Raw genomic sequence first — 26,478 nt, forward strand, 5'->3', positions numbered from 1 at the left:
GATGATAAAAAGCGCAATAAAAAAAGTAACAAGTAACATAATAATCAAAAGCACCCTAGCACTAGCCGTTGCAGTCACCCTGCTGCAAGGCTGCACAAGCTACGATGTTCCAGCAGGTAGCAGCCTGCAATTTAGAACAAAAATCACTAGCACTGCTTTAAAACACTTTGAAATTAAACTTCTGCGCAAAGACGGCAAAATCGGCTCTGGCGCCGAAAGTATTATTCCTCCCAGAAATCAACCCGCGACAGCGGCTAGATCTGGCCGCCAACTTAGCCAAACCGATAAGATTGAGCGTATTCTTGCAGTACAACTAGAAGAAAAGCTGAAAGAAACCGAATATTGCCGCACAGGCTTTTGGGTGATTGATAAATATTCCTATGGCGAAGAGCCCTACTTGCGCGGCGAATGCAATGAAACGGCCACTGCCGAAGATCGCAAGCAGTTTCCCGACACGCTCGCCAACTGGTAGCACATTCACCTTCCTTTTTTCGTCCATTTTCTTTGCACAGTGTATTGGGATACTAAACCTGTAGTAACCCTGTAGTACCCCTATAGCAACCCCATACCCACTGGAGAATAGATATGAAAAAATGGTTAATTGCCTTCACCCTAATCAGCGGCTTTTCTGGCATTGCACTAGCAGGCTCTGGCAACCACGAAGAAAAAGCCGACAAAATCATTTCAAAACTTGAGCTAGATGACGGCCGCGCTACAGAAGTTCGCGCAATTTTAGAAGCCACTCACACGGCTCGTAAAGCTCTACACGAAGAAATGCGCGAAAAGCAGCAAGCTTTACACGCCCAAGCTAAACAAGACTTAGCAACCGTACTTACTGAAGAAGAGCTCGCTAAGTTCGACGCCATAATGGAAAAGAAAAAAGATCGAATGAAAGACAAGAAGAAAGACAGAAAAGAGTGCAAAGACGATAAGTAAGTTCTTGAGGTTGGCAACAACTTAACACTTGCATTAAAAATGCAGACATAAAAAAAGCAGGCCTAGGCCTGCTTTTTTTCGCTTAAACAAAAATTAAATATGTTTTACTGAATCAATTTCATATTCAATTTCGCCACCGGGCGCACGCACAACGGCAACATCACCTTCCTCTTTACCAATTAGCGCACGCGCAATGGGAGAAGTCACTGATATTTTATTTAGCTTAATACTCGCTTCATCTTCACCCACAATAGTGTAAGTGATGGCTTCATCGGTTTCTACGTTAATTAAGTCAACGGTTGTACCGAAAATCACCTTACCTGAGTGTGGGATAGTCTTAACATCAATAACTTGCGCGTTAGAAAGCTTGGCTTCAATTTCTTGAATTCGCCCTTCGCAAAAACCCTGTTGCTCACGCGCCGCATGGTACTCGGCATTTTCTTTTAAGTCGCCGTGCTCACGCGCCTCTGCAATAGCTTGCACAATGCGTGGACGATCGACTTTTTTCAGCCTTTCCAACTCTTCGCGCAAAGCAAGTTCGCCTGCGACAGTCATTGGGTATTTAGTTAAGCTCATTTAATTATCCTTATATTACGCTTTTGCAAGTTTTGCAGTACGTACATGCAGTTCTTGCAGAGTGCGCACTTCGTGATTTTTACCAAATCGCAATGCCATACAAAGCGCATTAGCCGCTGCCAACGTTGTGGTGTAGTAAACATGATTATTTTCGGCGCTGCGACGAATAGACGCAGAATCTTTAATCGCTTTTTTGCCTTCGGTGGTATTAATTACCATAGCAACTTCGCGGTTTTTAATCATATCAACAATGTGTGGGCGACCTTCGCCTACCTTGTTAACCACTTTAACGCTTAAGCCGGCCGCCTCTAACGTTTTTGCGGTGCCGCGAGTAGCAACAACACTAAAGCCCATATCGGTAAGCTCTTTAGCAACTACCACTATGCCGTCTTTATCAAAGTCTCGCACACTAATAAATGCCGTACCAGATGTTGGTAAATCACCACCACTGCCAACCTGCGCCTTAGAGTAAGCTTCGGCGAAGGTATCACCTACACCCATAACTTCACCGGTAGATTTCATTTCTGGCCCAAGTATTGGGTCAACAGCAGGGAATTTATTGAACGGGAATACCGCTTCTTTCACGCTGTAGTAATCGGGCACGATTTCTTCGGTAAAGCCTAGCTCTTCTAACGTTTTGCCTGTTTGACAAAGCGCAGCAATTTTAGCAAGCGATACACCAATACACTTAGATACAAACGGTACAGTACGCGAACCACGAGGGTTAACTTCAATCACGTAAATACGACCGTCTTGATATGCAAGCTGCACGTTCATCAAACCAATAACGCCTAGCTCGCGCGCCATTTTGCGCACTTGCTCGCGCATTTCATCTTGCACATCTTCAGGTAGAGAGTACGGCGGCAATGAACATGCAGAGTCACCAGAGTGAACACCACATTGCTCAATGTGCTGCATAATTCCGCCAATAACAACGCGCTCGCCGTCAGACACTGCATCAATATCAACTTCAATTGCGTTATTTAAGAAGTGATCTAGCAATACAGGCGAATCTTCAGAAGCCTGCACCGCTTCGCGCATGTAAGTTCTTAATTCGTTTTCGGTGTATACAATTTCCATAGCGCGGCCACCCAATACATAAGATGGGCGTACAACTAATGGGTAACCAACGGTAGGTGCTATATGAATAGCCTCTTCTGTTGAGCGCACAATAGCATTAGGTGGTTGCAACAACTCTAATCGCTGAATCATTTGCTGGAAGCGCTCGCGATCTTCCGCGCGGTCGATAGCTTCTGGGCTGGTACCAATAATAGGTACACCTTCAGCTTCTAAGGCGTTAGCTAGCTTAAGTGGCGTTTGGCCACCAAACTGCACAATTACACCTTTTGGCTTTTCTCTATGAACAATTTCTAACACGTCTTCTAAGGTAACCGGCTCGAAATACAAGCGGTCGGAAGTGTCGTAATCGGTTGATACTGTCTCTGGGTTACAGTTAACCATAATGGCTTCGTAGCCCGCTTCACGCGACGCCAAAGCAGCGTGTACACAGCAGTAATCGAACTCAATACCCTGTCCAATACGGTTAGGCCCGCCACCAATAACCATGATTTTTTCACGGCTCGTAGGGTTAGATTCACACTCTTCATCGTACGTGGAATACATATACGCAGTAGAGGTTGAGAACTCTGCTGCACAGGTATCTACGCGCTTATACACAGGGTGCACGTCTAACTTATGACGATGCCCACGCAAGGTTTTTTCGGAAACACCTAACAGCTTACCTAAGCGCTTATCGGAAAAACCTTTGCGCTTAAGGTTGAACATAATGCGCTTATCAACATCTACCAACGGCATAGAAGAAAGCGCCGTTTCGGTGTCGATAATGTCTTTAATTTGCACCAAGAACCAAGGGTCAATAGCAGATTGCTCGTGCACTTCTTCTACGGTCATACCTGCGCGGAATGCGTCGGCCACATACCAAATACGCTCAGCACCCGGGGTAGAAAGGTCGCGACGAATAAGCTCTAACGCATTGTCGCCAGTCAAATCTACACGCGGTTCGAAACCAGCAGAACCAACTTCTAAGCCGCGCAATGCTTTTTGCAAAGACTCTTGGAAGTTGCGACCAATTGCCATTACCTCACCTACAGATTTCATCTGCGTGGTTAAGCGCGCATCGGCATCGCCGAATTTTTCGAAAGTAAAACGAGGGATTTTTGTTACAACGTAATCGATACTAGGTTCGAACGAAGCAGGAGTTGCGCCGCCGGTAATATCGTTTTGCAATTCATCTAGGGTGTAACCTACAGCGAGCTTGGCTGCAATTTTTGCAATTGGGAAGCCAGTAGCTTTAGAAGCAAGCGCGGAAGAGCGCGATACACGCGGGTTCATTTCAATTACAACTAAACGGCCATCTTCGGGGTTAACCGCGAACTGCACGTTGGAGCCACCCGTTTCAACACCAATTTCACGCAGCACCGCAATCGATGCGTTACGCATAATTTGATATTCTTTATCGGTAAGGGTTTGCGCTGGCGCAACCGTAATAGAGTCACCGGTATGCACGCCCATTGGGTCAAAGTTTTCGATGGAGCAAATAATAATGCAGTTGTCGTTTTTATCGCGAACAACTTCCATTTCGTATTCTTTCCAACCCAACAACGATTCATCAATAAGCAATTCGTTGGTTGGCGATAAATCTAAACCGCGCGTACAAATTTCTTCGAATTCTTCCCAGTTGTAGGCAATACCACCACCGGAACCACCCATAGTAAACGACGGGCGAATAATACATGGGAAACCAAATTCTTTAGGTACTTGGTTTGCTTCTTCCATGGTGTGTACAATTTTAGCTCGCGCACACTCCAAACCAATTTTCTTCATGGCTTGGTCAAAACGGTTACGGTCTTCTGCTTTATCAATTGCGTCTTCGGTTGCGCCAATTAGCTCAACACCAAACTCTTCAAGCACACCGTGTTTGTGCAATGCCAAAGCACAATTCAGCGCAGTTTGGCCACCCATAGTAGGTAGTACCGCGTCGGGGCGCTCTTTCTCAATAATTTTTGCTACCGTTTCCCAAGTAATTGGCTCGATATAAGTTGCATCGGCCATGGAGGGGTCGGTCATAATGGTGGCGGGGTTAGAGTTAACCAAAATAACTCGGTAGCCCTCTTCGCGTAGTGCTTTACAAGCTTGCGCACCGGAATAGTCAAACTCACAGGCCTGTCCAATTACGATTGGGCCAGCACCAATAATCAAAATACTTTTAATGTCTGTACGTTTTGGCATGTTTACTCCGCAGAATGCGAGACGTTAATGTTAAACACCCGAAGGCGTGCGACGAATGCGTAATAAAATTACATCTCGCTTTTTGCTTCATTCATCAAATCAATAAAATGGTCAAACAGTTCGGCAGCATCATGCGGGCCAGGGCTTGCTTCTGGGTGCCCTTGGAAGCTGAATGCGCGCTTGTCTGTGCGTTCAATACCCTGCAGCGAGCCATCAAACAATGACTTATGGGTAGCAACTATATTGCTAGGCAACGATGCTTCATCCGCAGCAAAACCGTGGTTCTGACTGGTGATCATTACCTTGCCCGTTTTTAAATCTTGCACAGGGTGGTTCGCGCCGTGGTGGCCAAATTTCATTTTTACTGTTTTTGCGCCACTCGCCAACGCCAACAACTGGTGGCCAAGGCAAATACCAAATAGAGGAATATTTTTATCTAGCAGCGTTTTAATTGCTTCAATAGCGTAGTCGCATGGCTCGGGGTCGCCTGGGCCATTAGAAAGGAACACACCATCAGGGTTCATGGCTAGTACATCGGCAGCCGGTGTTTGCGCAGGCACAACGGTAAGCTCACAACCGCGATCTACCAACATACGCAGAATATTGGCTTTAGCACCAAAATCGTATGCCACTACTTTAAAGCGATCGCCTTCTGGCAAACCGCCAAAGCCTTTGCCTAGCTGCCAAGAGCCGGCAGTCCAAGGGTAAGCCTTTTCGGTAGACACAACTTTTGCTAAATCCATGCCCTGCAAACCGGCAAACGCTTTAGCTTTAGCAAGTGCAATGTCTTCGTCCACTTCGCCAGCCATAATACAACCGCTTTGAGCACCTTTATCGCGAAGAATTCGCGTTAAACGGCGTGTGTCTATGTCGGCTATACCTACGATATTTTTAGACTTCAAAAAGTCTTCTAGGGTTTGCTCGCTGCGGAAATTACTCGATACCATTGTCATATCACGAATAACTAAACCAGACGCCCAGACATTACTGCACTCGTCGTCTTCGGAAGTTGTGCCCGTGTTACCGATATGAGGGTATGTAAGAGTCACGATTTGCTTCGCATAGGAAGGATCGGTGAGAATTTCCTGGTAACCCGTCATTGCAGTGTTAAACACCACTTCACCAACAGAATCGCCATCAGCGCCTATCGCTGTACCACGAAAAACACTACCGTCCGCCAAAACCAGAATGGCAGGCCGTAATGCCACGTTTAACAAATGCCCACTCGTCAAATGAAAATCCTCCGCGATAGAGTGTTGCGCTAAAGCAACGTTGCTGTAATTTTAGGTCGTACGAAACAGCCGCGCTTAACGCACGGTGCCATTTTGGGTGGCGAGGTATTCGAACGGCTACTTGCAAAAAAGCGAGGAGAAGACAGCTTCACCTCGCTTTTGCTAATTCTTGAGCCCGCTAGCCCTAAGGTTTTACTGGTAGCGCGCATAAGGCATGAGCCAAATTTGCGAGGCAGTTACAACCGATTTAAGGAGTCTAGTAGGGTATGGCGGCATGCACCAAATCTGAGGCGGAATTGTACGGGAAAAGCGTTGGCAGGTCTATGGATAAAAGAGAGGTTTAAGGCGACAGTTTACAGAGGGCAGCTTTGGTGGAGAGTTTACTGAGAGATTAGCTACCGGAAAGTAAAGAATGCGGCTGCTTAATGCAGCCGCCACGGTAATTACTTTAGGCCTAGCACATCTTGCATGTCGTAGATTTTGGGTTCTTTCTCAACCAACCAGGTAGCGGCACGCACAGCGCCTCTGGCGAAAGACAGGCGACTCGACGCCTTATGGGTAATCTCCACTCGCTCTCCTTCACACATAAACGACACAGTGTGGTCTCCAACCACGTCACCACCGCGCACAGTGGCAAAGCCGATGGTATTGCGATCGCGGGCGCCGGTTTGCCCTTCCCTACCGTAAACCGCCACTTCGTTTAAATCGCGGTTTACCGCATTGGCCAATACTTCACCCATGCGCAATGCAGTACCAGACGGGGCGTCTACCTTGTGGCGATGATGCGCCTCGTATACTTCGATGTCTGCATCATTACCCATTACACGAGCGGCAATATCCAACAATTTAAAGCACAAATTTACACCCGTACTAAAGTTGGACGCCACACAGGTAGGTACTGTACTTGCGTCGGCTTCGAAAGCAGCTTTTTCTGCTGGGCTAAACCCTGTGGTACCAACAACCATAGGTTTGTTATGTGCTTTACATACACTGGCATTGGCTACGGTAGCCGAGGGCGACGTAAAATCGATTAGCACATCGAAATCGGCTACAACAGTAGAAAGATCGTTAACAATTGCGACGCCCTGCTTGCCAACTCCGGCCAGCTCGCCCGCATCCGCGCCAACCAAACTGCTGTCTGGCGCCACAATGGCGGCACCCAGCACGGCGTCTTCACTTTGGCATACTGCTTCTATTAAGGCTTTGCCCATGCGCCCCGCGGCGCCTGTAACGGCTATTCGTGTTGTCATGCTTTTACGTACCCTTCATTCAAATCTATTCGTTTTAACTTGCACGCCGCTTGGCGCTCTATTTAGTGTTTTTTGCCGTCATATCAGCGGTTAGCACCTGCTGCATAGCCTTATCTACTGGGATATCCAACCATTCACACTTGTCTTTATCCACGTATGCTAAATAGCCGCCCATTTGCAAGCTCATTGGAAAGTATACCGCGAGCAAGCCGGTTTCAGTATTAAGCGTTGCGTTTTCGTTGGTAACAAAGCCAATTAGGCGCACACCGGGCTGAAAAGTGACACACACCACCTTTTGCATGTCTTTTTCTTTGTTGCCTATAGCAAAATGCATCAGGTCGCGCGCGCTGCCGTAAAGCGTTTTTACAACAGGTATATTGCCAAGCACCCATTCCAACAGTGCAAACAAGTGCTTAGTAAAGTAGTTTTGAACAAGAATGCCGCAAACAAAAATCAAACCAAATGCCGATATCACCCCCATGCCCGGTACATACCACCCGCTGGGCAGTACAGCTTGCAGCGGTATGCGCAGCATTTGCTCGGCGCCGTTAAACAGCCAAAACAGTAAACCAAAGGTAATAACAAGAGGCAAAACAACGAGCAGGCCCTTAAGAAAAATATTGGCCAAGAATTTCATGGTGTGCAGCCTACAGAAAGGAACCCAATACCGGGCAAAGAATGCGCGAGGGTACACCCTCGCGCGCTGACTTACATTTTCAAATCACCAAAAAAGTTTTTCATACCTTCAAACCAACTCTCTTGCTTGGGCGAATTTTTTTCACCTTTCATGCTGGCTTTAAGCTCTTCCAGTAACTCTTTTTGCTTTTTAGTGAGGTTAACCGGTGTTTCTATAATTACTCGGCACATCAAATCCCCTGCTGCGCCGCCGCGTACAGGTGTTACCCCTTTACCGCGTAAACGGAATAACTTGCCGGTTTGAGTTTCTGCCGGAATTTTAAGTTTAACGCGACCGTCTAGCGTGGGCACTTCTAGCTCACCACCTAAACAGGCATCGAAAAGGCTAATGGGCACTTCACAATACAAGTTGCGCCCTTCGCGCTGGAAGAATGCGTGATCTTGCACGTCTACCTGTACATATAAATCACCTGCTGGGCCGCCATCGGCACCCGCTTCGCCTTCACCTGCCAAACGTATTCTATCGCCGGTATCCACACCGGGTGGCACCTTAACAGAAAGGGTCTTAGTTTCTTCAACGCGACCGTGACCGTGACACTCTTTACACGGGTCGGTAATCATTTTGCCCTGACCGCGACAGTTAGGGCATGTTTGTTGTACCGAGAAGAAGCCTTGTTGCATACGCACCTGCCCATGACCACCACAGGTAGTACATGTTTGCGGGCTAGTACCGGGTTTGGCACCCGAGCCACCACAGGGCTTACAACTAACCAAAGTGGGCACGCGGATTTTAACCGTTGTACCCTTTACGGCATCTTCTAAGCTTAAATCTAAGGTGTAACGCAAATCGGAGCCGCGCGATGGCCCACCGCGACGACGGCCACCGCCGCCACCGAATATATCGCCGAATACATCGCCAAATATATCTGAGAAATTCCCTGCACCAGCGCCGCCGCCCATGCCTGCATTACCGTCTACGCCTGCATGACCATATTGATCATAAGCTGCACGTTTTTGCGCATCAGAAAGCACTTCGTAGGCTTCACTTGCCTCTTTGAATTTATCTTCAGAGTTGGGATCATCCGAGTTGCGATCCGGGTGATACTTCATAGCCACCTTGCGGTAAGCTTTCTTTAACTCTTGCGGACTCACATCTTTAGAGACGCCCAGCACTTCGTAGTAATCGCGTTTAGACATGTTTGTATTGGCTTCGTCGTAAGGCTAAGTGGTACAGCCTGGTGGAATTAATAAATATTAGCTACAAAACATAAACGCGGGCAGGCCCGCGTTTAGTCGTTCGGCCCTATAAGTAAGCGCCTTTTGGCACTTAACAAGGGTTAACAAACAGCAACTTACTTGCCGTCGTCTTCTTTTACTTCTTCAAACTCAGCGTCAACTGCGCCATCGTCTGCTGGCTGATCTGCGGCGGCATCAGCAGCGCCTGCTGCACCTGCACCCGCAGCGCCTTGCTCTGCATACAGTTTTTGAGCAAGAGAGCTAGATGCTTCAGTTAGCTTTTTAGTAGCCGCTTCCATCGCATCTTTATCTTCGCCTTTAGCTGCTTCTTCGGCTTCTGCAATTGCGCTTTCGATTGCAGATTTTTCGTCTGCCGTCGCCTTATCACCCGCCTCTTCAAGCGTTTTCTTGGTTGCATGAATAAGCCCTTCCAGCGTGTTTCTCGCAGTCACAACTTCTTCGAACTTGCGGTCCGCATCGGCGTTAGCTTCTGCGTCCTGCACCATTTTTTCGATTTCATCATCGCTTAAGCCAGAAGAAGCCTTAATAACGATAGATTGCTCTTTACCTGTAGCCTTATCTTTAGCAGACACATTCAAGATACCGTTGGCATCAATATCGAAAGTAACTTCGATTTGTGGCATGCCGCGTGGTGCAGGAGGAATGTCCGCCAAGTCGAAACGACCTAACGATTTATTCTGCGACGCTTGCTTACGCTCACCCTGTACTACGTGAATAGTTACAGCTGTTTGGTTGTCGTCTGCAGTAGAGAATACTTGCGACTTTTTAGTCGGGATAGTCGTATTCTTCTCGATTAATGGCGTTGCTACACCGCCCATGGTTTCGATACCCAAGCTTAATGGGGTTACGTCTAGCAACAATACGTCTTTAACGTCACCAGAAAGTACCGCACCTTGAATAGCTGCACCCATTGCTACTGCTTCATCTGGGTTTACATCTTTACGTGGCTCTTTACCAAAGAACTTGGCAACAGCAGCCTGCACCATTGGCATACGGGTTTGACCACCCACCAAAATTACGTCGTCGATGTCGCTTACAGAAACGCCAGCGTCTTTAATAGCCATTTTTAACGGCTCTAAAGAACGGTTTACAAGCTCTTCAACCAAAGACTCTAACTTAGCGCGCGAAAGCTTCACTACTAAGTGTTTAGGGCCAGTGGCATCGGCAGTAATGTATGGCAAGTTAACTTCTGTTTGCTGGCTAGAAGAAAGCTCGATTTTGGCTTTCTCTGCCGCTTCTTTTAAGCGTTGCAATGCAAGCGGATCGTTGTGTAAATCGATACCGTTTGTTTTCTTAAACTCTTCTGCCAAGTATTCAATTAAGCGCAAATCGAAATCTTCACCACCAAGGAAAGTATCACCGTTAGTAGAAAGTACTTCGAACTGGTGCTCGCCATCTACATCGGCAATTTCGATGATAGAAATATCGAAAGTACCACCACCTAGGTCGTATACAGCAATAGTGCTGTCGCCTTTGGATTTATCCATACCGTAAGCCAGTGCCGCTGCTGTAGGCTCGTTAATAATACGCTTAACGTCTAAACCAGCAATTTTACCGGCGTCTTTAGTTGCTTGACGCTGAGAGTCGTTGAAGTACGCAGGTACCGTAATAACCGCTTCGGTAACGGTTTCGCCCAAGTAATCTTCAGCGGTTTTCTTCATTTTTTTCAATACTTCAGCAGAAATTTGAGGCGGTGCTTTTTTGTCGCCTTTCACTTCTACCCATGCATCGCCATTATCTGCCGCGATAATTTTGTACGGCACCATGGAAATATCTTTTTGTACAACGTCGTCGGTAAACTTACGACCGATCAAACGCTTAACGGCAAACAAGGTGTTTTGCGGGTTAGTAACAGCCTGACGCTTAGCGCTCTGACCTACTAGAATTTCGCCGTCTTCAGTAAATGCAACAATAGAAGGTGTAGTGCGGTCACCTTCAGAGTTCTCAATTACTTTTGCTTTGTTACCTTCTAAGATGGATACACACGAGTTAGTTGTACCCAAATCTATACCAATAATTTTACCCATTTTGTGTCTCCACCTTTTGTATCTGTATCCAGCGCCTGGCGCTGGGCATTTCAATCGTTAACAAGGGTAAGCTCTTTTTGAAACCTACCCGATTAGTAATATTCGCTACTTGCAATATTGGTTCTAGCGAGAATTATTCAAGGGCTAAAACCATTTAAAGTAAGAAATTCTTACGCTTTAGATACCACCACCATAGCTGGGCGCACCAAACGACCGTGCAGGGTGTAGCCACGCTGGAATACATTGATTACGGTGTTGGGTTCTACATCTGGCTGCTCGATCATTGTCATAGCCTGATGCAATTGCGGGTCAAAGGGCTCGCCTTGAGGGTCTATTTGCTCAACCTTATGGCGCTTCAAACCATCTACTAAAGTTTTAAGCGTTAGCTCAACACCTTCTACCACCACACCTAAATCGGCACCTTCAGCTTTAGCTGCGTCGATTGCGCGCTCTAGGTTGTCTGCAACAGGTAAAATGTCGCCAACAAACTTTTCTAAACCAAATTTATGGGCCTTTTCTACATCTTGCTCGGCTCTGCGACGCGCGTTTTGCGCTTCGGCGGCAGCGCGCAAGGCGTTTTCTTTAGTGGTTTGCAACTCTTCATTCAAACGCGCTATTTCGGCTTGTAGTGCCGCAACGTCGTCTGAAGCAGGAGCTTCTGCGCCGGAGTCTGCAGCCTGCTGCGACTCTAGGGTTACCTGATCATCATCAAGCAGTTCCGAATTATCTTGTTGATCTTGTTCGTGATTAGTCACTGTGTTCTCCAAACCTTTAACCAAATAAGCGTTGAAACTGTTGAGCGCAAAAGCCAAAAAAAGGCCACACCCTAACGAACTGCATGGAATATGGGGGCACCCACTCAACATTCAAGAGCAAAAAAGCACTTTACAAGCAATTCAAAACCACTGTATAAATAACCATACCCCTTAACTGTGAGCCAAAAACCATGCTTACCCACCTGCATATCAGTGACTTCACCCTTGTTGATACGCTCGATCTTGAACTGCAACCAGGCCTTACCACCGTTACCGGCGAGACCGGCGCGGGTAAATCTATCACCCTAGACGCCCTTGCCTTGGCCCTTGGCGACCGAGCCGACGCAGATAAAGTGCGCCCCGGCGCTAAAAAAGCCGATATACACGCAAGCTTTTGCTTAAAGGCCCTACCCTTTGCTCGCAAGCAACTCGAAGAGCAAGACCTAGACCAAGGCGACGAATGTATATTGCGACGTGTCGTTACCTCCGAAGGCAGGTCACGCGCCTACATAAATGGCCACACGGTTACTCTGCAGCAGCTGCGCAGCTTTGGCGAAAGCCTTATTGATATTCACAGCCAGCACGAACACCAATCGCTGCTAAAAACCAGCACCCACCGCCGCTTATTGGACGATTTTGGTGGCAATGAAAATTTGGTTAAGCAAATAAAAGCCGCTTTTAACCAATGGCACACAGCCAATCAAACCCTTGAACAGGTGCGCAACAACAGCGAAGAAATTAACGCGCGCTTTCAATTACTGCGCTACCAAGTAGAAGAGCTAGACCAATTAGATTTACAAGAGGGCGAGCTTGAGGCACTCGAAGAAGAACAGAAAACGCTCGCTAACTCAGAAGAAATTCAACAGGGCTGCCAACAAGTTAGCGCACTGTGCAGTGACGATGAACAAGGCTTAAACGCGGCCTTACACCAAGCTATACACATACTAAGTAAACTGCCGGGCAAGTCTAAGCATTTAGAAGAAGCCGAAAGCTTGTTTCGCAGTGCAAGCATCCACGTAGAGGAAGCCCAACGCGAAATAGACCACCACACCGACAGCATAGAAGACGATGCATCGCGCCTGCCTGAAGTAGAAGCGCGCTTGACGGTAATATACGACATAGCCCGCAAACACCGCATACAGCCAGAAGAACTTATTGCACTACACCAGTCACTAGCTGACGAACTTGCCAGCCTGCGCAGCGGTGACGACCAATTAGAAGCGCTTGAGCAAGAAGCCGCCCAAACCAAGGCAGAATTCGATACCTACGCAGCTAAGCTCAGCGAAAAGCGCGCGCAAGCAGCAAAGAAACTAAGCACCCAAGTAAACAAAAAACTTAAGCAGCTAGCAATGGAAAACGCCCTCTTCGATATCTCGCTGCCTGCGGCCACCACCAAACCTAATCGCCACGGCAACGAAGAGGTAGAGTTTCTTATTTCTACACACCCAGGCCAAGCACCCAAAGCACTCAGCAAAATTGCATCCGGCGGTGAGCTTTCACGCATAAGCTTAGCCATACAAGTTGTTACCGCACAAACCTCCACCACCCCCACTATGGTATTCGATGAGGTGGATGTGGGTATTGGCGGCCCCACGGGCGACATAGTTGGCCAGTTGTTGCGAGAATTAGGCGAAAAAGGCCAAGTTATTTGCGTTACTCACCTTGCCCAAGTGGCGAGTAAGGCCCACCAACACTTATATGTGAGCAAATCGGTAAGCAAAAAAGACGTGAAATCTGACGTTAGCTACTTAAGCCAAGAGCAAAAAATTGCCGAGCTTGCACGCATGATGGGTGGCGACACTGCGTCTGCACAATCGCTTGCACACGCTAAAGAGATGTTAGAACAAGCCGTGCCAGCTAGCTAACAAGCAAGTGCTAACCAAACAGAACCATACAAAATAAAAAAGCTTGCAGAGTTACCCCTACAAGCTTTCAGGCTGGTCATAAACCTGATTCTGGTATCTCAGCGAGTAAATTCTTAGGGAGGAAGATCAAAAATGCTCAATTCATGGACGAATTGAGCAAGTTATAGGGACATATTCATACGTTTTTTGAGCTTTCACCCTAAGAATTTGCGGATTTAGAAAGACTAATCTCTTCGCAAAATAATTGAGGGGTTTATCCGTAATCTGAAAGCTTACAGAGTTACCCCTGCAAGCTGTTGCAATAACACGATAATCCGCGTTACTTTTTAGGTTTTACGTAAAGCACCAAGCTGTGGCCGCTAATTTCGTAGCCATGCTCTGCAGCAATTTCTTCTTGCAGCTGTTCAATACGCTCGTTGTGGAACTCAATGACTTTGCCAGATTCAACACACACCATATGATCGTGGTGATCACCTCTATCCAGCTCAAACACCGAATGGCCGCCATCAAAATTATGACGTTCTACCAATCCCGCACTCTCAAATTGGGTTAACACGCGATATACGGTGGCCAAACCAACATCTTCACCAGCTTCCAACAGGGCTTTATACACATCTTCTGCACTTAAATGTCTATCTTGGGAATTTTCCATGATTTGCAGAATCTTAACCCTCGGAAGGGTGACTTTGAGGCCGGCTTTTCTCAACTCTTGATTTTCTATCGCCATTAACGCTCTCCTACAGGGCTTCTCAGGTCACTTAACAAACGGTATTATCCTTGGCTGACTCGGATTCGGAAACCCCTATAATGCAAAAAGTAGTAAAAACGATAGTAATTCTATTCGCAATTGGCTCATTGGTCGCTTGCTCTTCCTTCAGATTCCCCGGTGTATATAAGGTTCGCGTACAGCAGGGCAACTATATTGAGAAGAAAATGGTGGACCAATTAGAAGTAGGCATGACTCGCCGCCAAGTGCAGTACGTAATGGGGTCTCCGCTATTAGAAGATACCTTTAACACCGACCGCTGGGACTACCTATTTATGGTTAAGCGCGGCGGAGAAGTATTGGTAGATAGACGATTTACCGTATATTTCGACGGTGATAGCCTCGCCAAGTGGGAAACAGACATTGAATTCAAAGACGACGAAACACCGCAATCGTCCGCAGAAAAAGAAGAAGTGCCCGACCCCAAAATGAAATAACCCGCTTTTAAGAAGCGTTATTTTCTCATCACACATAAAAAAACCGAGCCATTTTGCTCGGTTTTTTTTATGATTTATACCTGCCCACTTACAACGCTATGCGTCTTTTTCGGCCTTCGCTTTTTCGGCACGCTTGCGGCGAACTTCTTTAGGGTCGGATATTAACGGCCTATATATTTCTACTCGATCACCCGCCTGCATCTCGTACTCTTTCGCTGGTTTTAGCCCTTTTGTACCCAAAGCTTGACCAAATATTCCCATTTTCGCCGTTTCCACATCAATTTCTGGAAATATTTTTGTTATTCCAGATTTGCACACAGCCACATAAGCTGTTGTGCCTGGCTCCACCAAAAGCTCAATGATTTTTTGCTTATCTGGTAGTGCGTAAGCCACTTCCACACTAATGGGTTCTATATCTGTCATTGCTTGTTCTCTTAAATACGCATTTTTGTGCGGCCGAATTATGCCAGCTAAACAAATACTTGTCGTGCCCGCTCACACAAAGTACTTACCTGCTCGCTCGCCACTTGCTCAAATATCTTGCCAGCAGCAAGTGCCAGCAGCTTGTTGGCAAACTCATATTCTAAACTAAAGGTAATTTTACAGGCGCTTTCGCTTAGTGCATCAAACTGCCAGCGCCCCTTAAAAGCAGAAAAAGGCCCCGCTACCAGCTGCAAATCCATACTATGCGGTGGTTTAAGCGTATTGCGCGTTGTAAAAGATTGCTTAAACCCGGCGCGCGATAAATCTAAACGCGCCTCCAGCCAACCATCCCCACGCGCCAGCACCTCAGCTCCAGTACAACCGGCCATAAACTGTGGGTATGACTCTATGTCGTTAACCAAACTAAACATTTGCTCGGCGGAATATGCCACCAAAGCGGTACGCTCTATTTTCGCCACACATTAACCCGCAAATGTATTCATCAATGTCATTACAAACACTATTACCACCAATACGGGCGATATATAACGCAATACAAACAACCAAATATCCAGCATTGGGTGCCCTTCTGCATCCATTTCATCTTCCATAACCGCTTTAGCCATTCGCCAACCTACAAAAATCGCTATAAATAAACCACCTAAAGGAAGCATTACTTGGGCCGTAAGAAAATCTAAAAAGTCGAACGGTGTGCGATTTGCTAAGAATAAAGGTTTGAAGTCGGCAAGTAAGTTATAAGAAAGCGCGCAGCTTATACCAACTAGCCAGCTGGCCCCGCCCAACACCAAGTTAGCGGTAACCCTGTTGAATTTACCGGTTTCAATTAACCATGCCACCCCAGGCTCAATAAGTGAAACAGCCGAGCTCCAAGCTGCAATAGAAACCAGAATAAAAAACAAGGTACCAAAAAACAGCCCGCCCGGCATATTGCCAAAGGCGACCGGTAAACTTTGAAACAGCAAGCCCGGCCCACTTGATGGCTCTATACCACTTGCAAAAACAATAGGGAAAATACACATACCTGCAACCAAAGCCACCAGCGTATCCAACACGCCCACGGTGACTACCGTTTGGCCAATGTTTGAATGGCTAGGCATATAAGCACCGTACGCCATAATAGAGCCCATGCCCAAGCTAAGCGTAAAAAACGCATGGCCCATAGCAATAAGCACTCCATCCCACGATAGCGCAGACACCTTAAAGCTAAACATAAACTTTGCAGCGCCAACATAGTCGCCCGCGGCCATGCCATAGCCCAACAACATAATTAACATCACAAACAACAAGGGCATTAATACCCGCGCAACCATAGCCAGTCCGCGCGTTACCCCGGCCATTACCACGCCGACGGTCATCAAAATAAACACCGTATGCCAGCTAATTAATGCGGTGTTATTAGAAAGTAATTCACCGAACACGCCCTGAGACACTTCACGCGTTGCCCCCTCAAACGCCCCCGTGCCGGTTTGAAACACATAATGCAGCGCCCAGCCAGCAACCACACTATAAAAAGAAAGAATAAATAAGCCTGCCAGCACTCCCATCCAACCCACTGCAGACCAGTTGGAACTTAAACCCGCTTCTTTGGCCACATAACGCATGGAGTTAATAGGACTTTGGCGACCGCGGCGACCCAGCAACACTTCGGCCACCATAATAGGAATACCAATTAGCGCTATACACAGTAGGTATACAAGTACAAATGCCCCGCCACCGTTTTCGCCGGTAATGTAAGGGAACTTCCATATATTCCCCAAACCAACCGCAGACCCAGTGGCCGCCAACACAAACGTCCATCGGTTAGCCCACACCCCATGTATACCTTGCTGAGCCATATAAGCCCCCATTTAATTTTTCTTTTTATTTGCTACTGCATGCCAGCCGGCTCGCAGTGCTATTTGTAATTCGTATATATTTGCGATTGTAGCGGGTTTACCACTTTATATTAAGGCGCAAGATCCCAACCTTTACAGCAGGAACTACAAGACACACCCGAAACAGCCACGTATAATGCGCCCCATGAGCAAAGCAAACAAAAAGAAAAAACCACAAAGTAGCACCATTGCCCAAAACAAACGGGCAAGGCATGACTATTTTCTAGAAACCAAATTCGAGGCAGGCGTAGCCCTGCTTGGCTGGGAAGTAAAAGCCTTGCGCGCGCAACGCGGCCAAATGACAGAAAGCTACGTACTGGTACAAAATGGTGAAGCGTGGCTACAAGGGGCACAAATTCAACCGCTGCCCCAAGCATGCACCCATTACGTTACCGAGCCTGCGCGCCCGCGCAAACTACTGCTTAATCGCAGAGAGCTAAACAAAATAGCTGAAGCCAAAGATCAAAAAGGCTACACCATTGTGGCAACCAGCCTTTATTGGAAGGCCCATATGGTGAAGTGTGAAATTGCTATCGCCAAAGGTAAGCAACTTCACGACAAACGCCAAACAGAAAAAGAACGCGAGTGGAACATCCAAAAGCAGCGCGTGCTATACGACAAATAACACCTGTCGCTGTAGGCTTGTTAGATTCAAATAAAAAAGGTCGCAGCGTGCGACCTTTTTTATTTTTTAACTACAAAGGGGCAACCGGTTTACGGCCACCCAATTAAAGCACTTAAATTAAAGCGCGGCACGACCAGCCTGAAAAGCAGCAAAGGCGGGCAAAATATCGGCTCGCAAACTCTCAGCCTCAGAAACCTGTACATTTTTCGCACTAACATCTACAAACAAACCCAACTCTTGCTGAATAATTTGCTCAATTTTTTCTTCTGTAATTTCACCGTCAACAGCAATTGCGCGCATATTTGCAGCTAAAGCATCGGCTGAATCGCCAGAAATAGCCGCCTGCGTGTTAGGCAAATAAATAGTGCCCGTATGAAAATCTACAGCAAATGCCACCAAACCAGGCACCAAAAAGAACAGCAACCCAATGCCATCTAAAATAGCCACGGCAGGGTCTATACGCCCCCCTGTTTGACCTTGTCGCTCTGGGTGCAACAACATACCGCAACCAGTGGAACTTACCAAATAAGTACCCAACGCCAAACCTGCAATAGTCTTCTTAAATTTCATAATGCCCCCTTAATGTAAATTAAATACCGCACAACCAAAGCAACATAACTGTAAGCTTGGTATATGTATAGCTCATTGCTAGCAAAAAGCGTATACTACGCAACTGCTCGCGGAACCATACCACATAGAAAACCTCTAAGTGAATGTAAACGCCAATAAGCGTTAACAAACCGTGAAACAAGTACACCCGTCATAATGTACTTGTTACTTAACATAAAGCTATTTATGTAGCCTGTTAAGCGCAACCCTTCAAACTAGCTTTTACACGCTGGGGCGAAGCCAGTTCAATGCTATATGGCGCAAGCCATGTAACAAAGAAAGGGGGCGATTAGGATTCGACGCCGGTAACAAAACCCGAAGTGCATGTCGTGAGGGTAGCCAATCACGTAAATCCAAAGCTGCAAATTATCAGTTGCCAATGATGACAACTACGGTGCTCAACTAGCTGCGTAAGTAGCTTTTTGTTACACCATCTAGCGGTACGCCGCTAGCGGTTTTTAACAAGGTGCCAGTACCGCGTTAACGACTGTCACTTAGAACTGGATCGCAGTGAAGCCTGCCTGGGGTGGATCAGCTAAACTTTTACAGGATCGCGCTTTTCGTCCCGCCCGCTGGGCTGTAAAGCGTTAAATCAATAAGCGGTTCTAAGCATGTAGAGCTGACGGCGGAGTACTGACGGACGGGGGTTCAAATCCCCCCGCCTCCACCACACCAAGGTTCGTCTAACAACTTAGACGTCCAGAAAGCCACTCCCCACAAGGGTTGTGGCTTTTTTTATGTCCGCCAAAGGTCGCTGAGGCCTTGTAAGAACCGCTCAATTTAGTAATATCCATAGCAATACTCCCTTTTAGAGACTATTTCAGGTATTACTACCATGCCAAGAAAGACAACTCCGCTTACAGCTACACAAGTATCTAACGCCAAACCAAAGGAAAAGGTATACAGCCTATCCGATGGCGGAGGCTTGCAGCTCGTAGTAAAACCGATAGGCTCCAAGCTTTGGCAATTTGATTATTATCACCCTGCAACTAAAAAGCGCGCTCGCTTAAGCTTTGGCCCATACCCTGAAGTTTCATTAGCTATAGCCCGAAAGCAACGGGAAGAATGCCGCAAACTTGTGCTCCAAGGCACAGACCCAAAAGCACATCGAGACAACGAGAGATTACAAGAACGACTCGCTCACACGGATACTCTTAAAGCGTCAGCCAAAGCTTGGTTTGAAATTAAAAAAACGACTATCACCCCCAATTATGCTGACGATATTTGGCGATCACTTGAAAGGCATATATTCCCAAAACTTGGCAGTGCACCTGTAAGCAAATTAACCGCCCCCCAAATTATTGAAGTGTTAACCCCCATTGCCGCGAAAGGCAGCCTAGAAACAGTAAAACGGCTTTGCCAACGTTTAAACGAAATCTTAATTTGGGCTGTAAATACCGGTAAATTACCTAGCAACCCCATATCAGGTATTCGCTACAACTTCCAAGCGCCACAAAAAAAGAATATGCCAGCATTAAGGCCAGAAGAACTTCCAGAGCTAATGCGCGCACTAAACACAGCTAGCATCAAACTAACCACACGCTGTTTAATCGAATGGCAACTTCATACCCTAACTCGCCCCTCAGAAGCAGCTGGCGCGGAGTGGAGCGAGATAGATGAAGTCCATAAAATTTGGAGAATTCCCGCTATCCGTATGAAAAAACGCAGAGACCACGCTGTACCACTCACACCCTCGATGCTAAACCTACTCAACATAATGCGCCCCATAAGCGGTGATAGCGAATATATATTCCCTGCGGACAGAAGCCCTCGCAAACACACTAACGAACAAACAGCGAACATGGCATTAAAACGCATGGGCTTCAAAGACCGCCTTGTAGCACACGGTCTACGCTCGATCGGCAGCACGGCTTTGAACGAGCAAGGATTTGAATCAGATTTAATTGAAGCTGCGTTAGCCCATGTAGACAAAGACGATGTACGCGCTGCCTATAACCGCGCAGAATACATTGAGCGGCGCAGGCCAATGATGGAATGGTGGAGCACGTTAATCATTAGCGCCTCGTCAGGAGGCACCAGTCTCGCAAACGTCACGAATATGACACTGGGATGCAAGCATGTTAAATGATACCGATAGCCGATGGATCAAAACGCCCGTATTGAAAACTAAAACAAAAGAACAACTCGCCAATCTACTTAAAATAAACGTGGATTCATCAGATTACCAATCAATTACCGAAGCTTTAGAAATAGCTACAATAATCCAAAAACCCATGTCTAAACTCGGCTTAGGATTGACCCAAACGGAGTTTAAGAAAGCACTAATTTCCATTAAAGGGCACCTCGAAGCAAGCTTAAAATCTTTACGAGAAATTCCGGATTCCTATCTACAACTATTAGAACAATCATGCTGGTATGCTAACAATTTTGACAAGAACTATATTACCCCTCCCAAAGATCGCAGCAGCCTAATTGACATTCTATCAGCCATGTTAGCCGGAATTGATTTTCACCTTCAAAATATGAATCCAGCCACCAAAGAGAAGCACGTACACACCGCCGGCATTGCTTATATCCGCGACAAATACTCAAATATATTTAAAGACAAACCTATCTCTGCCCACAGAAACTCTATTTTCACTAAGCTAGTCACATTTTGGATCGAAAATTACCTTAATGAACCAGTTTTTCAACCACAAAGACAGGTAGAAAAAGTTTTAGGGTAGCAAAATCACCAAAATTATTTTTATTTTGCTACCTAGATGATATCCACCACTTAACCAACAATAGCCATACGTTAACTAAAAAGCCCTTTAGGAGGCAAACGTATGTCGATTTCTACCTTGAAAATCATTCGCCGTGAAGCGGTCCTTAATCGCTTTGGCAGAAGTAAAACATGGCTAGCGGACCAAGTCACCAGTGGGCTAGTCCCTCCACCCATTTCTCTAGGTGGACGAGCTGTCGGATGGCTTGATCACGAAATTAATGCCGTGATCGCCGCCAGATCCGTTAACAAACCTGACGAAGAGGTAAAAGACCTAGTCTTAGCACTAATAGAACAGCGCAGCTTCACCGCCAACCAAAGTTTAGAAGCTTTTGACTCTTGATAGCTACAGTCCCCCAATGAGCTTAATTAAAACCTACAGCGAGGGATACGCTATAGAAATACGCAATGGTGAGATTTGGGCCGTACCAGCGGATGGTGCTCCCTACCTCCTTTCAAAACGCCACCCAAAATGGCAAGCAATTGCGAAGGAAGTCGCCAAATTGGTTAGTGCAGAGTGCTTTATATACAGTCACCACACAACCAAACCAAGGCCAGACCGTAAAGATGATCAGTTAACACTTGTTTTCGATTACCTATTGAGGTTTCAGACTGCAGTAGTTTTTTTCAACGTAGACACCCACTACCAACGCAATTCGAAAAAGCACAAAAAAGGAGCACGACGGGCTCGAGGCCATTTTACGGCAGCAAAACGCAGCAGCTTAGTTAAGCTTTACAATCACCTAGGTCTAAAATTACCCACTAGATTTTCACAATTCCACCAAGCGCTCGCTCAACTGCAAGGCAAAATATTCACAGCCCAAGAAAGTGCCACGGCGGGAATTTCCACTATTAACAAAACGAGCCTGCAGCTCCTCAATATATCCTCTGGTGAATTAAAGGCGTTATTCGACAAAAAAAACCAACAACCAATCTACGGTGGCACTACCAATCAACGACAACAATACGACAGAACAAAAAAACAAGAGCCCCAACCTACCTCAGGTGCCGTAACGTATCCTGAGCAATCCATGTACAAGCACGGCGCACTACAAACAACATGTAACCAGCAACGTGTAACCTCAACACCAGAACAACAGTCTGTAAAAGAATGGCTAGAAGATTATACGCGCGCTGACCAAATAACATACTGAATTGCTTATGCCCCCAAGCAAAATCACATCTTCACCACACTCCCTATAAGTTATATTATAAGTCGTCACTAAAGCCTTTTACCCTCAACACATACAGCTAACGAAATAAAACGACCAAACAAATATGCATGCAGGCTCTAACTAGGCTCATAAATGGCAAGACCGCGGTTCGAACCAGCAATTAGGATGAACCCCGAAGTCTCGACCACAAAAATATTGTTTTACATGCCACTCAGCAGCCTGTGACTGATAAGTTAAAACATAATATCAAGCATAGTAGGCTTGCAGCACTCAGACCGAAAACACGATTGGCATGATTCTTGACACCGTTAAAGCAGCTAATTAGCAACAGAGAAAAGATTATGGAAAGCTATACCCTTCCCAAAAACTTGAACTTTTCTGGCATCGAAGAGGCATTTAAGAAACTTGAGGACAATGAAAATCTAAAGCTGCGGCTACCCAACGGACTCAAAGAATCGGGGGTTTTTGGTTTGGAAGGGCTTGTTTGCCAACTTATCGCAACTTGGTTACGTAATAATAAAGGTGAGAGAATATTCCACTGCTTTGCCGATAAAGCCGAACCAAACAGTTTCGATAAAATTAGCTCCAGCTTTTATGGTATATGCATCCTAAGACTGGCCGATAAAATCCTACTTAGCAACAAAGAAGAAGTTGCGACAAGCATTGCATTAGCAACGGCGTTTGAGCGGGTAAAAAAAATAATCGGCGGCGATTTTGAATCCGCATACAAGGGTTTATATGTAGCGATACCATCTATAAAATCCACGGGAGTTAACCGAGAGTTTAACAACCCGCTCTATGCTCGTGACGAAGTCATAGGCAAAGAAGCTTTTTACAAACTCACCGAGAAAGCCTTGGCCACAGTAGTTCCGCAACACTCGAAAAGCGCTCATATCAATGACGTAAAAGAACATGTATCTAATATAATTCGCGAGCTATTTGACAACACACATAAACATGCAAGAGAAAGCGAAAAAGGCGACATCTTACCTATAAATTTTAGGGGTATTATTTTCAACTCTGTCAGCGTCTCTTCCGTCCGCTTAAGCGAGCTCATCTCAAGTGTCGGAGGGAAAGACATGCTTCTTTTCTCCGCAGAGTGGAGAAAATGGATGGATGAAAATAAAAAAAACTTACCGGTATTGGATATTACTGTTGTTGATGCTGGACCAGGATATGCAAAGCGCTGGACAGGTAAAGCCAAGGATGAATTAACACAAGAAGATGAAATTGAAGCAGTCCTTCAGTGCTTCGTTAAAAACAACTCTACAAGCCCAAATATTGGGGACGGGTCAGGTTTAACACATGTACTTTCCGGCTTAAGGCGTTTGAGAGGGTGGTTTCGCTTACGCACAGGCTCGGTTGCAGTATCGCGATCCTTCTTTGAAGGAACAGGGTCGCTAAAAATAAATGCAAACGATGTAAATAAAATGAGCACTCATATTGAGGGTGTTTCATTTAATATAGTTATCCCGCTTGTTAGCTTCGAGCAAGAGGGGAAAAACCATGTATAGTTTCAAATTAAAATTAAAAGATCAAAAGACACTAGTGCTTTTTACTGCTCAACTTGAGGGTGATGACGGTCACTATGGATATCTAATTGACAAAATAATAAAACGAAATGGAGAGCCATATTCTCAAATTCTATTTTTGTGCCCCGATTACCTTTGGCCAAAAATAGGAAGCATGTTGAATTCATCTAGTTCTGAGCTAGTAAGCAATATAACTCGAATATCTCAGGTCAAGCAAATTAACTTCTATGTATTTGATGGCTATGCAGATCTAAAACATTGCAGAGAAATTTTAAATAATTCCTCCTCACCTACAGAAACAAACAAATTAAAACACGACATTATTACACAAGGGCTATTAGCACTTATAGAACACCGCAAAGATAAAGTGATTCAGAAAGCGCCTTCCGGTACGGTATTCCAAAAACCTTCAGGGGATAAATTTTCGGAATTTATTAAAGCTTCGGAATTAGCCGTAGGTTTTTCGGAGAATCAATTTGTTGCCTTTGCACTATTAGCCCACCGACCTCGACGCGAGTGCAAGCATGCCATTCAACATATATGGATTGACACGTCAAGCATCGCCAGCTACGTTGAAGCACTGATCTACTTTATAACTAAGTTTAATGAAGACACTTTCAAACCTTTACAATACCACAGCTTTCAATCCTATGGTGAAGGCGATAGTGAAGGTTATAAAACCTGCACACCTCAAGTGAAAGACAATGTTTGGGTAATAATCTCAGCATCTCGAACCAACAACCTAGGAGTTAGTATTTATGAGGAATGGCAAGGCTTAAAGCACGATCAAATAATTACCTTACTTTCATATACCGATTCAAAAGGTATAATGCAACCGCTATGCGGTAGTGATAGAGAACCGTCCCACGAAGCCTTTCGGTCTGGCGACAATATTGTGGTGAACATTTCCAAATTCTCTGATGCCCACACCCAAGCAGCCAAGCATGGCTATGAAATGCCGGTTAAGATAGTTGGAGAGAATTTTACTGCCCAAGTTAAAGACCCAACCACCGTATTACTGAAAAAAGTACATGGCCCCGCAGAAATTAGAAATTTCATTGAACCGAATAAGCATTCCAAAAACTTACGCGTTCATTGCTTCCGCCAGAAGAAATTGCGCCCCATTTTCTTTGACTTTGAAGCCTTCACCAAAAACGAAGACGCTTTCAAGAAAGAATATCTTGACTGGTTACGAAAAATCGTAAAATGGTATGTTCCGAGACCAATTAGCGCTGTAATTTTTGACAAGAATGATTCTGCTAGTTGTTTACTACATAAGCAGCTATGCGACGAATTTAATTTTTTAAAAAACATTAAAAAAATTGACATAAATACACTAGAGAGTCTAGATCACGACGGCGCTATTATCGCATTGCTACCAGTGATGACCCGAGGTAACTCTTTAATAAAGCTGAATAGCGACCTCCGTTTAATAGGCCACAAAGGCCAGCGCATTTTTATAACTCCATTTGCTATTACTCCGTCAAAACGTGACTATATCGCATTTGAAAGCAGCCTTACATTTGGTCCTAAAGGCCTTAAATATCAATTTTTAAACTTTAGACGCGTGTTTATTGGCCATCAGGAAGAAAAAACGTCTTGGGCACAAGAGTATGAAGTAATAAGTGGGTTCTCTAATCAGAAATGGCAATTACGCAAGAAAACCCTAGAGTCGCGATCATCCGGCTTGATAAGTGATATAGGAATATCATGCGACCCAGAGAGTACTAAGCTGGCATTCAACCAAGACTTCGCGTTTTGGGCTCCAGAATACGATGCACATAAAGTAAATCCCTCGGCAGTATACCTAACCGTAAGCGCAATACTGCAAAACCTCCGAGAAACTCCTCCTGTTACTACCGGTAGCGACTCGCTTTATGCGCAGGTTTACCAACACTCGGTGCTAGCTCCTAGTAATTTTAGCAGGTTTAACGACCCTCTATTACAATCCTGCTTATGGCGCTGTGCTTATAGTAGAGAGCTTGACTACCGATATCAAGATGATCTAAGCAGAGCATTCAGTGATATCGTAACGCGGTTGGCGCAATGCCGTGCCAATGGAGACCACAACGCAACACTCGATATTCTAATTGGGATTGCGACTCAAAAGATTCAATTATCTAAAAGCAGCCTACAAAATTTAATTAATTCGTTAAGACATATTTTGACTTCCCACGAGGAGTATATTGAGGTGCTTGACTTCATAGAAAATGATTTTAAACACCATTCTAGCGGAACAAAGGTAATATAACCCTCCCTATAACTAGGCCGCTGATATCGTCCGATGACATATCTATTGTAAAATAGCGGAACCAAAATGTAAGGGGTGAAAACTAACAGTAAGATAAATCAACATTCGAAGCTTTAGATATCTTTGTGATTACCAATCATTTTGTCAACACAAAGATATAAGTAAAATTAATTAAATATTAGGAACTACAAACTATTGAAAATTACGGCATCACAGCAGGTATCATTTTGGGAAGGCACTCTCTTTTACAAGAAAAA

24 protein-coding genes and 1 other RNA gene are annotated in these 26,478 nt (G+C 45.6%); 12 read left to right on the top strand and 13 right to left on the bottom strand.

From position 1 onward, the window contains the following. The first annotated feature begins 1 nt into the window (after position 1). Positions 2 to 472 (top strand): hypothetical protein, encoded by a 471-nt coding sequence (locus tag SDE_RS21405; protein WP_011469202.1) that lies wholly within the window; start codon positions 2 to 4, stop codon positions 470 to 472. 113 nt (positions 473 to 585) lie between these two features. After that, positions 586 to 936, top strand: a complete 351-nt coding sequence (locus tag SDE_RS14265; protein ID WP_011469203.1) for a hypothetical protein — start codon at positions 586 to 588, stop codon at positions 934 to 936. Between the two features lie 93 nt (positions 937 to 1,029). Here SDE_RS14265 and greA read toward each other — a convergent pair whose 3' ends face one another. The 8 genes from greA to grpE form a co-directional block, all read right to left on the bottom strand. Further along, the gene (greA, locus tag SDE_RS14270) at positions 1,030 to 1,512 is read right to left on the bottom strand and encodes a transcription elongation factor GreA (RefSeq protein WP_011469204.1); all 483 of its coding nucleotides are present in this window, start codon (positions 1,510 to 1,512) and stop codon (positions 1,030 to 1,032) included. Positions 1,513 to 1,527: 15 nt separating this feature from the next. After that, positions 1,528 to 4,761, bottom strand: coding sequence for a carbamoyl-phosphate synthase large subunit (carB, locus tag SDE_RS14275; protein WP_011469205.1), 3,234 nt, complete (start codon positions 4,759 to 4,761; stop codon positions 1,528 to 1,530). A 68-nt stretch (positions 4,762 to 4,829) separates the two neighbouring features. Further along, positions 4,830 to 5,993, bottom strand: coding sequence for a glutamine-hydrolyzing carbamoyl-phosphate synthase small subunit (gene carA, locus SDE_RS14280; protein WP_011469206.1), 1,164 nt, complete (start codon positions 5,991 to 5,993; stop codon positions 4,830 to 4,832). A 443-nt stretch (positions 5,994 to 6,436) separates the two neighbouring features. Beyond that, the gene (gene dapB / locus SDE_RS14290) at positions 6,437 to 7,243 is read right to left on the bottom strand and encodes a 4-hydroxy-tetrahydrodipicolinate reductase (protein WP_011469207.1); all 807 of its coding nucleotides are present in this window, start codon (positions 7,241 to 7,243) and stop codon (positions 6,437 to 6,439) included. A gap of 58 nt (positions 7,244 to 7,301) precedes the next feature. Beyond that, positions 7,302 to 7,880, bottom strand: a complete 579-nt coding sequence (locus SDE_RS14295; RefSeq protein WP_011469208.1) for a DUF502 domain-containing protein — start codon at positions 7,878 to 7,880, stop codon at positions 7,302 to 7,304. A gap of 71 nt (positions 7,881 to 7,951) precedes the next feature. Next, on the bottom strand, positions 7,952 to 9,076 hold the full coding sequence (gene dnaJ, locus SDE_RS14300) for a molecular chaperone DnaJ (RefSeq protein WP_011469209.1): 1,125 nt from the start codon (positions 9,074 to 9,076) through the stop codon (positions 7,952 to 7,954). Positions 9,077 to 9,231: 155 nt separating this feature from the next. Continuing rightward, the gene (dnaK, locus tag SDE_RS14305; protein WP_011469210.1) at positions 9,232 to 11,163 is read right to left on the bottom strand and encodes a molecular chaperone DnaK; all 1,932 of its coding nucleotides are present in this window, start codon (positions 11,161 to 11,163) and stop codon (positions 9,232 to 9,234) included. A gap of 170 nt (positions 11,164 to 11,333) precedes the next feature. Further along, complete coding sequence (gene grpE, locus SDE_RS14310) at positions 11,334 to 11,918, bottom strand: nucleotide exchange factor GrpE (RefSeq protein ID WP_011469211.1); 585 nt, start codon at positions 11,916 to 11,918, stop codon at positions 11,334 to 11,336. A gap of 191 nt (positions 11,919 to 12,109) precedes the next feature. On the opposite strand from grpE, the gene recN reads away from it, so the two are divergent. Continuing rightward, on the top strand, positions 12,110 to 13,783 hold the full coding sequence (gene recN / locus SDE_RS14315) for a DNA repair protein RecN (RefSeq protein ID WP_011469212.1): 1,674 nt from the start codon (positions 12,110 to 12,112) through the stop codon (positions 13,781 to 13,783). Positions 13,784 to 14,102: 319 nt separating this feature from the next. Here recN and fur read toward each other — a convergent pair whose 3' ends face one another. Then, a complete protein-coding gene (gene fur / locus SDE_RS14320) occupies positions 14,103 to 14,510 on the bottom strand; it encodes a ferric iron uptake transcriptional regulator (RefSeq protein WP_011469213.1) in 408 nt (135 codons plus the stop codon). An 80-nt stretch (positions 14,511 to 14,590) separates the two neighbouring features. On the opposite strand from fur, the gene SDE_RS14325 reads away from it, so the two are divergent. Then, positions 14,591 to 14,986 (top strand): outer membrane protein assembly factor BamE, encoded by a 396-nt coding sequence (locus tag SDE_RS14325; RefSeq protein ID WP_011469214.1) that lies wholly within the window; start codon positions 14,591 to 14,593, stop codon positions 14,984 to 14,986. A gap of 96 nt (positions 14,987 to 15,082) precedes the next feature. Here SDE_RS14325 and SDE_RS14330 read toward each other — a convergent pair whose 3' ends face one another. From SDE_RS14330 to SDE_RS14340, 3 genes are read right to left on the bottom strand one after another with little or no spacing between them, the layout of a single operon-like run. Further along, the gene (locus tag SDE_RS14330; protein ID WP_011469215.1) at positions 15,083 to 15,409 is read right to left on the bottom strand and encodes an RnfH family protein; all 327 of its coding nucleotides are present in this window, start codon (positions 15,407 to 15,409) and stop codon (positions 15,083 to 15,085) included. Between the two features lie 47 nt (positions 15,410 to 15,456). Then, positions 15,457 to 15,888, bottom strand: a complete 432-nt coding sequence (locus SDE_RS14335) for a type II toxin-antitoxin system RatA family toxin (RefSeq protein WP_011469216.1) — start codon at positions 15,886 to 15,888, stop codon at positions 15,457 to 15,459. A gap of 3 nt (positions 15,889 to 15,891) precedes the next feature. Beyond that, a complete protein-coding gene (locus tag SDE_RS14340; RefSeq protein WP_011469217.1) occupies positions 15,892 to 17,265 on the bottom strand; it encodes a sodium-dependent transporter in 1,374 nt (457 codons plus the stop codon). Positions 17,266 to 17,449: 184 nt separating this feature from the next. Here SDE_RS14340 and smpB point away from each other — a divergent pair, with 184 nt between their 5' ends. Beyond that, the gene (gene smpB, locus SDE_RS14345; RefSeq protein WP_041325803.1) at positions 17,450 to 17,929 is read left to right on the top strand and encodes an SsrA-binding protein SmpB; all 480 of its coding nucleotides are present in this window, start codon (positions 17,450 to 17,452) and stop codon (positions 17,927 to 17,929) included. 117 nt (positions 17,930 to 18,046) lie between these two features. Here smpB and SDE_RS22955 read toward each other — a convergent pair whose 3' ends face one another. After that, on the bottom strand, positions 18,047 to 18,499 hold the full coding sequence (locus SDE_RS22955; RefSeq protein WP_011469219.1) for a hypothetical protein: 453 nt from the start codon (positions 18,497 to 18,499) through the stop codon (positions 18,047 to 18,049). A gap of 320 nt (positions 18,500 to 18,819) precedes the next feature. On the opposite strand from SDE_RS22955, the gene ssrA reads away from it, so the two are divergent. From ssrA to SDE_RS14380, 7 genes are all read left to right on the top strand, one after another. Next, positions 18,820 to 19,208, top strand: a transfer-messenger RNA (tmRNA) gene (ssrA, locus tag SDE_RS21945). A gap of 165 nt (positions 19,209 to 19,373) precedes the next feature. Further along, positions 19,374 to 20,627: an integrase domain-containing protein gene (locus SDE_RS14355; protein ID WP_011469220.1), complete on the top strand. Its 1,254-nt coding sequence runs from the start codon at positions 19,374 to 19,376 to the stop codon at positions 20,625 to 20,627. Beyond that, positions 20,617 to 21,225, top strand: coding sequence for a hypothetical protein (locus tag SDE_RS14360; protein WP_011469221.1), 609 nt, complete (start codon positions 20,617 to 20,619; stop codon positions 21,223 to 21,225). The genes SDE_RS14355 and SDE_RS14360 overlap by 11 nt, the downstream gene beginning before the upstream one ends. A 102-nt stretch (positions 21,226 to 21,327) precedes the next feature. Further along, on the top strand, positions 21,328 to 21,606 hold the full coding sequence (locus SDE_RS14365) for a helix-turn-helix transcriptional regulator (protein WP_011469222.1): 279 nt from the start codon (positions 21,328 to 21,330) through the stop codon (positions 21,604 to 21,606). Between the two features lie 16 nt (positions 21,607 to 21,622). Continuing rightward, complete coding sequence (locus tag SDE_RS14370; RefSeq protein WP_011469223.1) at positions 21,623 to 22,417, top strand: hypothetical protein; 795 nt, start codon at positions 21,623 to 21,625, stop codon at positions 22,415 to 22,417. A gap of 362 nt (positions 22,418 to 22,779) precedes the next feature. Beyond that, positions 22,780 to 23,952 carry a hypothetical protein gene (locus SDE_RS14375; protein ID WP_011469224.1) on the top strand — a complete coding sequence of 391 codons (1,173 nt, stop codon included), beginning with the start codon at positions 22,780 to 22,782 and terminating at the stop codon, positions 23,950 to 23,952. After that, positions 23,945 to 26,221 carry a hypothetical protein gene (locus SDE_RS14380; RefSeq protein ID WP_011469225.1) on the top strand — a complete coding sequence of 759 codons (2,277 nt, stop codon included), beginning with the start codon at positions 23,945 to 23,947 and terminating at the stop codon, positions 26,219 to 26,221. Before SDE_RS14375 ends, SDE_RS14380 begins: the two co-directional genes overlap by 8 nt. Positions 26,222 to 26,478 lie beyond the last annotated feature (257 nt).

Source organism: Saccharophagus degradans 2-40 (genome assembly GCF_000013665.1).
GTDB classification, from domain to species: Bacteria; Pseudomonadota; Gammaproteobacteria; order Pseudomonadales; family Cellvibrionaceae; genus Saccharophagus; species Saccharophagus degradans.

Excerpts from the sequence above, each read along its gene's own strand:
- SDE_RS14360 (WP_011469221.1), top strand. The coding sequence starts at position 20,617 with ATGTTAAATGATACCGATAGCCGATGGATCAAAACGCCCGTATTGAAA.
- dnaK (WP_011469210.1), bottom strand. The coding sequence starts at position 11,163 with ATGGGTAAAATTATTGGTATAGATTTGGGTACAACTAACTCGTGTGTA.
- SDE_RS14330 (WP_011469215.1), bottom strand. The coding sequence starts at position 15,409 with ATGACAGATATAGAACCCATTAGTGTGGAAGTGGCTTACGCACTACCA.
- SDE_RS22955 (WP_011469219.1), bottom strand. The coding sequence starts at position 18,499 with ATGAAATTTAAGAAGACTATTGCAGGTTTGGCGTTGGGTACTTATTTG.
- carB (WP_011469205.1), bottom strand. The coding sequence starts at position 4,761 with ATGCCAAAACGTACAGACATTAAAAGTATTTTGATTATTGGTGCTGGC.
- SDE_RS14265 (WP_011469203.1), top strand. The coding sequence starts at position 586 with ATGAAAAAATGGTTAATTGCCTTCACCCTAATCAGCGGCTTTTCTGGC.
- SDE_RS21405 (WP_011469202.1), top strand. The coding sequence starts at position 2 with ATGATAAAAAGCGCAATAAAAAAAGTAACAAGTAACATAATAATCAAA.
- dnaJ (WP_011469209.1), bottom strand. The coding sequence starts at position 9,076 with ATGTCTAAACGCGATTACTACGAAGTGCTGGGCGTCTCTAAAGATGTG.
- SDE_RS14340 (WP_011469217.1), bottom strand. The coding sequence starts at position 17,265 with ATGGCTCAGCAAGGTATACATGGGGTGTGGGCTAACCGATGGACGTTT.
- greA (WP_011469204.1), bottom strand. The coding sequence starts at position 1,512 with ATGAGCTTAACTAAATACCCAATGACTGTCGCAGGCGAACTTGCTTTG.
- SDE_RS14355 (WP_011469220.1), top strand. The coding sequence starts at position 19,374 with ATGCCAAGAAAGACAACTCCGCTTACAGCTACACAAGTATCTAACGCC.
- recN (WP_011469212.1), top strand. The coding sequence starts at position 12,110 with ATGCTTACCCACCTGCATATCAGTGACTTCACCCTTGTTGATACGCTC.
- SDE_RS14325 (WP_011469214.1), top strand. The coding sequence starts at position 14,591 with ATGCAAAAAGTAGTAAAAACGATAGTAATTCTATTCGCAATTGGCTCA.
- SDE_RS14380 (WP_011469225.1), top strand. The coding sequence starts at position 23,945 with ATGTATAGTTTCAAATTAAAATTAAAAGATCAAAAGACACTAGTGCTT.
- SDE_RS14370 (WP_011469223.1), top strand. The coding sequence starts at position 21,623 with ATGAGCTTAATTAAAACCTACAGCGAGGGATACGCTATAGAAATACGC.
- smpB (WP_041325803.1), top strand. The coding sequence starts at position 17,450 with ATGAGCAAAGCAAACAAAAAGAAAAAACCACAAAGTAGCACCATTGCC.
- dapB (WP_011469207.1), bottom strand. The coding sequence starts at position 7,243 with ATGACAACACGAATAGCCGTTACAGGCGCCGCGGGGCGCATGGGCAAA.
- fur (WP_011469213.1), bottom strand. The coding sequence starts at position 14,510 with ATGGCGATAGAAAATCAAGAGTTGAGAAAAGCCGGCCTCAAAGTCACC.
- SDE_RS14375 (WP_011469224.1), top strand. The coding sequence starts at position 22,780 with ATGGAAAGCTATACCCTTCCCAAAAACTTGAACTTTTCTGGCATCGAA.
- SDE_RS14295 (WP_011469208.1), bottom strand. The coding sequence starts at position 7,880 with ATGAAATTCTTGGCCAATATTTTTCTTAAGGGCCTGCTCGTTGTTTTG.
- SDE_RS14365 (WP_011469222.1), top strand. The coding sequence starts at position 21,328 with ATGTCGATTTCTACCTTGAAAATCATTCGCCGTGAAGCGGTCCTTAAT.